Origin of the sequence: Micromonospora sp. SD12 (assembly GCF_052068495.1) — a bacterium.
In the GTDB taxonomy this organism is placed as follows: domain Bacteria; phylum Actinomycetota; class Actinomycetes; order Mycobacteriales; family Micromonosporaceae; genus Micromonospora; species Micromonospora echinofusca.
In genome coordinates this window covers 1-10,517 of sequence record NZ_JBQHDF010000035.1, presented here as the reverse complement: position 1 = coordinate 10,517, position 10,517 = coordinate 1, and the positions used below count along the sequence as shown (strand labels likewise).

The window sequence follows — 10,517 nt, the reverse complement described above, 5'->3', positions numbered from 1 at the left end:
CGTCGTGGGGTGTGCGGGCGGATTTCCTGGCGGGTCATTCGATTGGTGAGGTGACGGCCGCGTACGTGGCGGGGATGTTGTCGCTGCCGGATGCGTGCACCCTGGTGGCGGCGCGGGGTCGGTTGATGCAGGCGTTGCCGGCTGGTGGGGTGATGGCGGCGGTCGGCGCCTCCGAGGGCGATGTGCGCGGGGTTATCGATGCTGCGGGTGCCGGGGTGGACGTCGCGGCGGTGAACGGTCCGGCGTCGGTGGTGGTGTCGGGTGCCGCCGATGAGGTTGCGGTGGTGGTGGGGACTTCTCGCGAGCGGGGCTGGCGGGTCAAGGAGTTGTCGGTCAGTCACGCGTTCCACTCGCGGTTGATGGAGCCGATGCTCGACGAGTTCGCGTCGGTGGTGGCGGGGCTGGACTGGCAGTCGCCGCGGGTGCCGATCGTGTCGAACGTGACGGGTGCGGTGGCGGACGCGGGGGAGATCACCGATCCCGCCTACTGGGTGCGGCACGTGCGGCAGCCCGTGCGCTTCGCCGACGCCGTACGCACCCTGCACCAGCAGGACGTGACGCACTTCCTGGAGGTCGGCCCCGACGCCGTGCTCACCGTGATGGCGCAGGACTGCGTCGAGGAGACCGGCGACGTCCGGTTCACCGCCACGCTGCGCGCCGGCCACCCCGAGGCCGACACGCTGCGCACCGCCCTCGCCGAGCGGTACGTCACCGGCGGCCACGTCGACTGGGCCGGGTACCTCACCGCTGCCGGGGCGCGGCCCCGCACCGTCGCCCTGCCCACGTACGCCTTCGACCACCAGCGCTACTGGCTGAACGCCACCACCGGCGACGCGGGCGCGCCCGGGCTGGGCGTCCGCCCCGTCGACCACGCGCTGCTCGGCGCCGCCGTACGCGTGGCCGACGACGACGTACGGGTCTTCGGCACCGAACTCTCCGTGCGTACGCACCCGTGGCTCGCCGAGCACGTCGTCTGGGACTCGGTCGTGGTGCCCGGCGCCGCCCTGGTCGAGATGGTCCTGCACGCGGGCGCGCAGGTCGGCTGCGACACCCTCGACGAGCTGACCCTCCAGGCGCCACTCGCGCTCGCCGAGCAGGGCGCCCGTGCGGTGCAGGTGAAGCTGGGCACGGCGGACGAGGAGGGTCGCCGGCCCGTCACCATCCACTCCCGGGCCGCCGCCGACCCGGACGCCGAGTGGGACCGCCACGCGGTGGGCGTCCTCTCACCCGCCGTACCGCAGCCCGACGGGTCCGACCCGTCGCCATGGCCGCCCACCGCCGCCGCCGTCGTCGCGGTCGACGGGATCTACACCGAGCTGTCCCGCCTGGGCGTCGAGTACGGCCCGCTCTTCCGTGGCCTGCGCGCCGTCTGGCGTACCGACGACGAGGTGTGCGCCGAGGTGGCGGTGCCCGACGGCGCCGAGGTCACCGGCTTCGGCATCCACCCCGCGCTGCTGGACGCGGCCCTGCACGTCGTCGGCCTGCTCGACGAGGGCGGGGATGCCTCCGGCGTACGCCTGCCCTTCGCCTGGACCGGCGTCACCCTCGCGGCCGTCGGCGCGACGGCACTGCGGGTCCGCGCCCGGCGCAGCGGCGGCGGCGTCACCCTGACCCTGACCGACCCGGCCGGCACCCCCGTCGCCCGCATCGCCTCCCTGGTCTCCCGCCCCGTGACCGCCGACCAGGTACGCGGCGCCGGCGCGGCCGTCGACTCGCTGTACGACGTCGTCTGGCAGAGCGTGCCGCCGGGCGCCCCGGCGACCGGCCGCGCGGTGCTCCTCGGCGACGCCCCGTCCGACCTGTCCGGACTCCCCAGCTACGGGCTCACCGCGCTGGCCGAGGCGGTCGACGTCGGCCTGCTCGACGAGGAACTGGTGCTGCTCGCCGCGTACGCCGACGAGGAGCGCGCCCCGGTCCCCGCCGCGACCCGCGCCCGCCTCGCCGCCGTGCTCGCCGCCGTGCAGGGTTGGCTCGCCGACGACCGGCTGGCGCAGCGGCGGCTGGTCGTGCTGACCCGCGGGGCCGTGCCCGCCGGCGACACCGGCCGCGCGGTCGACCTGCCCGGCGCGGCGGTCTGGGGCCTGCTGCGCTCGGCCCAGGCCGAGCACCCCGACCGTCTCGTGCTCGTGGATCTCGACGGGGCGGGGCGACCGCAGGCCGGCACGGTGGACCTGGTGGCCCGGGCGGTCGCCACCGGCGAACCCCAGCTCGCGGTCCGCGCCGACGGGGTGCTGGCGCCCCGGCTCACGCCCGCCGCCCTCGACGCGGCGCTGGGCGCCGACCTCGACCCCGACGGGACGGTCCTGGTCACCGGGGCCACGGGTGCCCTCGGCGGCCTGCTGGCCCGGCACCTGGTCACCGCGCACAAGGTGCGCCACCTGCTGCTGGTCAGCCGGCGCGGCGCGGACGCCCCCGGCGCGGCGGAGCTGCTGACCGAGCTGACCGCGCTGGGCGCGCACGCCCGGCTGGTGGCCGGCGACGTGGCGGACCGGGACCGCCTCGCCGCACTGCTGGCCGACGTTCCCGCCGAGCACCCGCTCACCGGCGTGGTCCACGCCGCCGGCGTCCTCGACGACGCGGTGATCTCGGCGCTGACCCCGGAGCGGATGTCCGCCGTGCTGTCCGCCAAGGCCGACGCGGCCTGGCACCTGCACGAGCTGACCCGTGGACGGAACCTGTCGACGTTCGTCCTCTTCTCGTCGGTCGCCGGCGTGCTCGGCGGACCCGGGCAGGGCAACTACGCCGCCGCGAACGCGTTCCTCGACGGCCTCGCCCACCACCGGCACGCAGCGGGCCTCCCCGCCACCTCCCTGGCCTGGGGCCTCTGGGCCGCCGACAGCGGGATGACCGGCAACCTCGACGTCGCCCAGCGGCAACGGATGAGCCGCAACGGCCTCAGCCCGCTCGACACCGACCAGGCCCTGCGCCTCTTCGACGCCAGCCTGCGCGGCGGACGCCCCCACCTGGTGCCGGCGGTGCTCGACCCCGCCGCGCTGCGCCGGCAGGCCGACGCCGGCCAACTCCCGGCGCCGCTGCGCGGCCTCGTCCGGGCCCGGCGGCGCGTCCTCGGCGGCGGCGACGGCGGGCCGTCCTTCGCGCAACGCCTCGCGGCCACGCCCGAGGCCGAGCGCGGCCGGCTGGTGGAGGACCTGGTCAAGGCGCAGGTCATCGAGGTGCTGGGCTACCCGCCGGCCACCGTCGTGCCGTCCGGGCAGACGTTCACCGGGCTCGGCTTCGACTCGCTGACCGCCGTGGAACTGCGCAACCGGCTGACCACCCTCACCGGGATCCGGCTGCCGGCGAGCCTCATCTTCGACTGCCCCACGCCCGCCGCCCTCGCCGACTTCCTGCTGGTCGACGCCGCCCCGCCGGCACCCGAAGCGGGCCTGCTGGCCGAGCTGGACCGGCTGGAGGCCGCGTTCGCCGCGACCGGTCCGGAGGAACTGGAACGACTGGCCGGCGACGACGAGACGCGGACGGCCGTGGCGGTCCGCCTCCGGGCGCTGGTCACCAGGTGGAGCGACGCCACCGACCGGCCGGCCGACGTCAGCCAGGCCCTCGACGAGGCCTCGGACGACGAGCTGTTCGACTTCATCGACCAGAAGTTCGGCCGATCCTGACCACGAGTCCGCCGCTTGCCCCTTAGCGACAGGTGATCAACCCGATGGCGAACGAAGCCAAGCTCCGCGAGTACCTCAAGCGCGTCACCGCTGACCTGCACGAGACCAGCGAACGCCTGAGGGCCGTCGACGAGCAGAACCACGAGCCGATCGCGATCGTGGGGATGGGCTGCCGCTACCCGGGCGGGGTGCGGACCCCCGAGGCGCTGTGGCGACTGGTCGAGTCCGGCGTCGACGCCGTCACGCCGTTCCCCGCGGACCGGGGCTGGGACGTGGAGAACCTCTACGACCCCGACCCGGACGCGCACGGCAAGTCGTACACCCGCGAGGGTGGCTTCCTGCACGACGCCGGCGAGTTCGACGGCGGGTTCTTCGGCATCTCGCCCCGCGAGGCGCTGGCCATGGACCCGCAGCAGCGCCTGCTGCTGGAGGTCGCCTGGGAGACCGTCGAACGGGCCGGCATCGCCGCCGACTCGCTCAAGGGCAGCCGCACCGGCGTCTTCACCGGCGTCATGTACCACGACTACGTCTCCCGCCTCAACGGCGTGCCCGAGGAGGTCGAGGCGTTCGTCGGCACCGGCAACCACGGCAGCGTCGTCTCCGGCCGGATCGCGTACACCTTCGGATTCGAGGGCCCGGCGGTCACCGTCGACACCGCCTGCTCGTCCTCGCTGGTGGCGATGCACCTCGCCGTGCAGGCCCTGCGCTCCGGCGAGTGCACGCTCGCGCTGGCCGGCGGCGTCACCGTCATGTCCAGCCCCGACACCTTCGTCGGCTTCAGCCGCCAGCGCGGCCTGTCCCCGGACGGGCGGTGCAAGTCCTTCGCCGCCACCGCCGACGGCACCGGCTGGAGCGAGGGCGCCGGGCTGCTGCTGCTGGAACGGCTCTCCGACGCCCAGCGCAACGGCCACCGGGTGCTCGCCGTGGTGCGCGGCAGCGCCGTCAACCAGGACGGCGCCTCGAACGGCCTCACCGCGCCGCACGGCCCGTCGCAGCAGCGGGTGATCCGCCAGGCCCTCGCCAACGCCCGGCTCGCCCCGGCCGACGTGGACGCGGTGGAGGCCCACGGCACCGGAACCCGCCTCGGCGACCCCATCGAGGCGCAGGCGCTGCTCGCCACGTACGGCCGGGACCGGGCCGACGACCAGCCCCTGTGGCTCGGCTCCATCAAGTCCAACCTCGGGCACACCCAGGCCGCCGCCGGCGTCGCCGGCGTGATCAAGATGGTCATGGCGATGCGCCACGGCCTCCTGCCGCGGACCCTGCACGTCGACGAGCCGTCCCCCCACGTCGACTGGTCGGCCGGCGCGGTGAGCCTGCTCCGCGAGCCGCGCCCGTGGCCGCGCGCCACCCGGCCCATGCGGGCCGGCGTCTCCTCGTTCGGCGTCAGCGGCACCAACGCCCACGTCATCGTCGAGGCCGCCCCGCCCGCGCCGCAGCCGACCGCCGGCACCGACGCGGTCGCCGGGCCCGACCCGCTGCCGTGGGTCGTCTCCGCGCGCAGCGCCGCCGCGCTCGGCGCCCAGGCCGACCAGCTGCGCTCCTGGCTCGCCGAGCACCCCGACGCCGCGCCGGCCGCCGTGGGCCGGGCGCTGGCCACCGGGCGGTCCGTCCTGGAACACCGGGCGGTGGTGCTGGGGGCCGACCGGGACGAACTGCTCGCCGGGCTCGGCGCGCTGGCCGACGGCGTCCCGGCGGCGTCCGTGCGGCGCGGGGTCGCCAGCCCCACCCGGGTCGCCGTGCTCTGCACCGGCCAGGGCGCCCAGCGGGTCGGCATGGGCCAGGGGTTGTACGCCGCGTTCCCGGCCTTCGCCGAAGCCTTCGACGCCGCCTGCGCCGAGCTGGACAAGCACCTGGACCGGCCCGTACGCGCCGTGCTCGACGGCCCCGCCGACGTGCTCGACCGCACCGGGTACGCCCAGGCGGCGCTGTTCGCCGTCGAGGTGGCGGCCTACCGGCTCGTCGAGTCCTGGGGCGTCGTGCCGGACTTCGTGGCCGGGCACTCGGTCGGCGAGGTGGCCGCCGCGCACGTCGCCGGCGTGCTGTCGCTGCCCGACGCCGCCCGCCTGGTCGTCGCCCGTGGCACGCTGATGCAGGCGCTGCCCACCGGCGGCGCGATGGTGTCGATCCGCGCCACCGAGGCGGAGGTACGCGCGCACCTGGCCACCGTCGGCGGGGCGGCCGGCGTCGGGCTGGCCGCCGTCAACGGCCCGGATTCCGTCGTCGTCTCCGGCGACGAGGACGCCGTGCAGGCGGTCGCCGAGCACTTCGCGGCCCTCGGCCGCAGCACCAGGCGGCTGCGCGTCAGCCACGCGTTCCACTCCGCCCGCATGGACCCGATGCTCGACGCGTTCGGCGACGTGCTCGGGCAGCTGACCTTCGCCGCGCCCCGGATCCCCGTGGTCTCCACCGTGACCGGCGCGGTGCTCGACCCCGACGAGGTGCGCTCCCCGGCGTACTGGCTGCGCAACGTCCGCGACACGGTCCGCTTCGACGCCGCCGTGGCGACCCTGCGTGAGCTGGGCGTCGGCGCGTACGTCGAGGTGGGTCCGGGCGGGGTGCTGTGCGCGCTCACCCAGGAGATCGTCGGCGCGGAGCAGGCGGTCTGCGCCCCGATGCTGCGCGCCGAGCACGACGAGGCGGCGACCGCCCTGGCCGCCGCGGCCACCGTCTGGGCGCGGGGCGTGCCGGTCGACTGGGCGGCCCTGTTCGACGGCCCGCCCGTGCCGGTCGACCTGCCGACGTACGCGTTCCAGCGCGAACGCTACTGGCTGCTGCCCCTGCCACAGCCCGCCGACGTGACCGCCGCCGGACTGACCCCGACCGGCCACCCGCTGCTCGGCGCGGTGTTCCGCTCGGCCGACGGCGACGAGGTGACGCTCACCGGCCGCCTGTCCGTGGAGACCGAGCCCTGGCTGGCTGAGCACGCCGTACGCGACGTGGTGCTCTTCCCCGGAACCGGGTTCGTGGAGCTGGCGTTGCGCGCCGGCGCGGAGGTCGGCGCCGACCGGCTCGCCGAGCTGACCCTCCAGGCGCCGCTGGTGCTGCCCGAGACGGGCGGCGTCGACGTGCAGGTCGCCGCCGAGCGCACCGGCGGCGGGTCGTGGCAGCTCACGGTCCACGCCCGCCGCTCCGGCACCGACGACCTGTGGGTGCGGCACGCCACCGGTCTGCTCGCCCCGGAGCCGGGCGAGGACGGGGGCACGCTGGCGCAGTGGCCGCCGAGCGGCGCCACCGCCCTCGACGTGTCGGAGCTGACCGGGCGGGCGGCGCAGGCCGGGTTCGCGTACGGGCCGGCCTTCCAGGGGCTGCGCGCCGCCTGGCGGGTCGGCGCCGACGTGTACGCCGAGGTGGCGCTGCCCGAGCCGGCGGCCGACGAGGCCGGCGCGTACGGGCTGCACCCGGCGCTGCTCGACGCCGCCGTGCAGGCGGTCGGGCTGGGCATCGTCGACCCCGGCGAGGGCCGGCTGCCGTTCGCCTGGTCGGACGTGACGCTGTCCGCCCACGGCGCCGCCACGCTGCGGGTACGGCTGACGCCCACCGGAGCGGACACGGTGGCCATGCTGGTCGCCGACGCCGCCGGGGAGCCGGTCGCCCGGGTCGGGGCCCTGGTGTTGCGGCCCCTGCCGGCCGGGGACCTCACCTCCGGCGGGTCCCCGTGGCGTCGCTCGCTGTTCCGCCTCGACTGGCCCCGGCACGCCGGCGGTGCCGGCACCACCGACGGCACGACCTGGGCGGTGCTCGGGGACCGTCCCGGGCCGCTGCCCGCCGGCCTGCCCGTCGCCCGGCACGCCGACCTCGACGCGCTGTTCGCCGCCGGGGTCCCCGACGTCGTGCTGCTTCCGGTGGCAGGCGCCGCCGCGACCGGCGCCGGCCCGGTCCACGACCTGCTCGCCGAGGTCCTCGCCGTGCTCCAGGGCTGGCTCGCCGCCGAGCGGCACACCGGCGGGTCCCGGCTGGTCGTCCTCACCAGCGGCGCCGTCGCGGTGGGCGACGACACGGACGTCACCGACCTGGCCGGCGCCGCCGTGTGGGGTCTGCTGCGCTCCGCGCAGGCCGAGCACCCCGGCCGCTTCCTGGTCGTCGACGTCGACGACCGGGAGCACTCGGCGGCCGCCCTCGCCGGCCTGCTCCGCACCGACGAGCCGCAGGCGGCGGTGCGCGACGGCGTGGTCCGCGTGCCGCGCCTGATCGCCGCCCCGGAACCCGACGCGCCGGCGCCGTCGCTCGACCCGGAGGGCACGGTGCTGGTCACCGGCGGCACCGGAGCCCTCGGCGCGCTGACCGCCCGCCACCTGGTCACCCGGCACGGGGTCCGCCACCTGGTGCTGACCAGCCGGCGCGGGGCCGACGCCGAAGGCGCCGCCGACCTGCTCGCCGACCTCGCCGACCTGGGCGCCACCGCGACGGTCGAGGCGTGCGACGCCGCCGACCGGGCCGCCCTCGCCGCGCTGCTGGAGCGGATCGACCCGGCGCACCCGCTCACCGGCGTGGTGCACACCGCCGGCGTGCTGGCCGACCGCACCCTGACCTCGCTGACCGCCGAGTCCCTGGCCGACGTGCTGCGGCCGAAGGTGGACGCCGCCGCGCACCTGCACGAGCTGACCGCCGGCCGCGGGCTGGCCCTGTTCGTCACCTACTCGTCGGCGGCGGGCGTCACGGGCAGCCCCGGCCAGGCCAACTACGCGGCGGCCAACGCCTTCCTGGACGCGCTCGCCCACCGGCGGCGGGCCGCGGGCCTCCCCGCGCACTCCCTGGCCTGGGGTCCGTGGGTCGAGTCGGGCGGCGGCATGACCGCCGGCCTCGACCGGGCCGACACCGACCGGCTGGCCCGCGCGGGCGTCCGCCCGCTCCCCGAGGCGGACGGCCTCGCCCTTTTCGACGCCGCCCTGTCGACCGGCCTGCCCGCGACGGTGCCGATGGCGCTGGACGGGCCGGGGCTGCGCGCCCAGGCCGAGGCGGGCACCCTGCCGTCGGTCCTGCGCGGCCTGGTCCGGGCGCCCCGGCGCCGCGCCGCGCGGTCCGGCCCGGCGGAGACCGCCGCCCTGACCGAACGGCTCGCCGGGCTCGACCGCGAGGAGCGCGCCGCGGCCCTGTTGCGGCTCGTCCTCGACCAGGTCGCGGCGGTCCTGGGGTACGCCGACGCCGCCGCCGTCGAGGCCGCCCGCCCGTTCACCGAGCTGGGCTTCGACTCGCTGACCGCCGTCGAACTGCGCAACCGGCTGGGCGCGGTCACCGGCCTGCGCCTGCCCGCGACCCTGGTCTTCGACCACCCGACCCCGCTCGCCCTGGCCGACCACCTGGACGCCGAGACCGGGACCGACGCCGGCGCGCTGCCGGCCCCGGTCGCCGCCGTCGCGGCGCTCGACGAGCCGATCGCGATCGTCGGCATGAGCTGCCGCTACCCCGGCGGCGTACGCAGCCCCGAGCAGCTGTGGGGCCTCCTCGTCTCCGGTGGCGACGGCATCACCGGCTTCCCGGCCGACCGTGGCTGGGACGTCGAGGACCTGTACGACCCGTCCGGCACGCGCCGGGGCAGCAGCTACGCCCGCGAGGGCGGCTTCCTGGCCGACGCCGGCGACTTCGACGCCGACCTGTTCAAGATCTCGCCGCACGAGGCCCTCGCCATGGACCCGCAGCAGCGGCTGCTGCTGGAGACCTCGTGGGAGGCGCTCGAGGACGCCCGGATCGACCCGCTCGCGCTGCGGGGCCGCCCCGTCGGCGTGTTCGCCGGCATGATGTACCACAACCACGCCGCCGGGCTGGCCGACGTGCCGGAGACCCTCGACGGCTACCTCGGCGTCGGCACGGCCAGCAGCGTGCTGTCGGGTCGGGTCGCGTACTCGTTCGGCTTCGAGGGGCCGGCGGTGACGGTGGACACCGCGTGTTCGTCGTCGCTGGTGGCGTTGCACCTGGCGGTGCAGGCGCTGCGGTCCGGGGAGTGCGACCTCGCGCTGGCCGGCGGCGTCACCGTGATGGCGACGCCCGAGACGTTCATCGACTTCTCCCGCCAGCGGGGCATGGCCCCCGACGGCCGGTGCAAGTCGTTCTCCGACGCGGCGGACGGCACCGGCTGGTCCGAGGGCGTCGGCGTGCTGCTGGTGCAGCGGCTGTCGGACGCGCGGCGCGACGGCCGTCAGATCCTGGCGGTGGTGCGCGGCACGGCGGTGAACCAGGACGGCGCGTCGAACGGGTTGACGGCGCCGAACGGTCCGTCGCAGCAGCGGGTGATCCGGCAGGCCCTCGCGAACGCCCGGCTGGGCGTCGCCGACGTCGACGTGGTGGAGGCGCACGGCACCGGCACGACGCTGGGCGACCCGATCGAGGCGCAGGCCCTGCTGGCGACGTACGGGCAGGACCGCGACGAGCCATTCCTGTTGGGGTCGGTGAAGTCGAACATCGGTCACACGCAGGCGGCTGCCGGGGTGGCGGGCATCATCAAGATGATCTTGGCGATGCGGCACGGTGTGGTGCCGGCGACTCTGCACGTGGACGCGCCGTCGTCGCATGTGGACTGGTCGTCGGGTGCGGTGGAGTTGGTGACCGAGTCCCGGCAGTGGCCGGGCGTGGGGCGTGCGCGTCGTGCGGGTGTGTCGTCGTTCGGCATCTCCGGGACCAACGCGCACGTCATCATCGAGCAGCCGGAACCGGGTCTTGTGGCGCTGCCGGCGGGCGAGTCGGCGGTTGCGGAGTCCGTCGTGGCGTCGGGCGTGGGCGTGCCGGTGCCGTGGGTGGTGTCGGGTCGTTCGGAGCGTGCCCTGTCGGGTCAGGCCGGGCGGTTGGCGTCGTTCGTGCGGGACCGGTCCGGTCTCGCGGTGGCGGATGTGTCGTGGTCGTTGGTGACGACGCGTGCGGCGTTGGAGCACCGTGCGGTGGTGTGGGGCTCGGACGTCGACG

At 76.5% G+C, this 10,517-nt stretch carries 2 protein-coding genes; both read left to right on the top strand.

Annotated elements, in window-relative coordinates:
• The first annotated feature begins 50 nt into the window (after positions 1 to 50).
• Positions 51 to 3,620, top strand: a complete 3,570-nt coding sequence (locus tag ACTMS2_RS29115; RefSeq protein ID WP_441178244.1) for an SDR family NAD(P)-dependent oxidoreductase — start codon at positions 51 to 53, stop codon at positions 3,618 to 3,620.
• A gap of 44 nt (positions 3,621 to 3,664) precedes the next feature.
• Positions 3,665 to 10,517: type I polyketide synthase (locus ACTMS2_RS29110; protein WP_441178243.1), on the top strand; the 6,853-nt coding region annotated here is incomplete at its 3' end.